The organism is Enterobacter sichuanensis, from assembly GCF_002939185.1.
GTDB lineage: Bacteria > Pseudomonadota > Gammaproteobacteria > Enterobacterales > Enterobacteriaceae > Enterobacter > Enterobacter sichuanensis.
Genome location: NZ_POVL01000158.1, coordinates 1 through 883, shown reverse-complemented (window position 1 = coordinate 883; position 883 = coordinate 1). Strand labels below are relative to the sequence as shown.

General features: G+C 59.9%; 1 protein-coding gene. It reads left to right on the top strand.

Features of this window, described 5'->3' with window-relative positions:
• Nucleotides 1-883: phosphohexomutase domain-containing protein (locus C5687_RS24285; protein ID WP_476588301.1), on the top strand; the 883-nt coding region annotated here is incomplete at both ends.

Genomic DNA, 883 nt, shown 5'->3' with positions numbered 1-883 from the left:
TCCTATCAGCGGCGACACCGGACTGCGCGACGTGCAGCGTCTGGCGGAAGCTAACGATTTCCCGCCGGTGAACGAGGCGAAGCGCGGTAGCTACAAAAAAATCAACCTGCAGAAAGAGTACATCGACCACCTGCTGGGCTACATCAACGTGGCAAACCTGAAGCCGCTGAAGCTGGTGATTAACTCCGGTAACGGTGCGGCCGGCCCGGTGGTGGATGCCCTGGAAGCCCGCTTTAAAGCACTTAACGTGCCGGTGACGTTCGTCAAAGTGCACAACACACCGGACGGCAACTTCCCGAACGGTATTCCTAACCCGCTGCTGCCGGAGTGCCGCGACGACACCCGTAACGCGGTCATTGAGCATGGCGCAGATATGGGCATCGCCTTTGACGGTGACTTCGACCGCTGCTTCCTGTTCGACGAGAAAGGCCAGTTCATCGAAGGCTACTACATTGTCGGCCTGCTGGCGGAAGCGTTCCTTGAGAAAAACCCTGGCGCGAAAATCATTCATGACCCGCGTCTGTCCTGGAACACCGTTGACGTGGTGTCTGCCGCAGGCGGCACGCCGGTGATGTCCAAAACCGGCCACGCCTTTATTAAAGAACGCATGCGCGAAGAAGACGCCATCTACGGCGGCGAGATGAGCGCCCACCACTACTTCCGTGATTTCGCCTACTGCGACAGCGGGATGATCCCATGGCTGCTGGTGACCGAGCTGCTGTGCCTGAAGGGGAAAACCCTCGGCGAGCTGGTACGCGACCGTATGGCCGCGTTCCCGGCGAGCGGAGAGATCAACAGCAAGCTGGCGCAGCCTGCCGAGGCCATTGCCCGCGTGGAGCAGCACTTTGCCATTCACGCGCTGGAAATTGACCGTACCGACGGC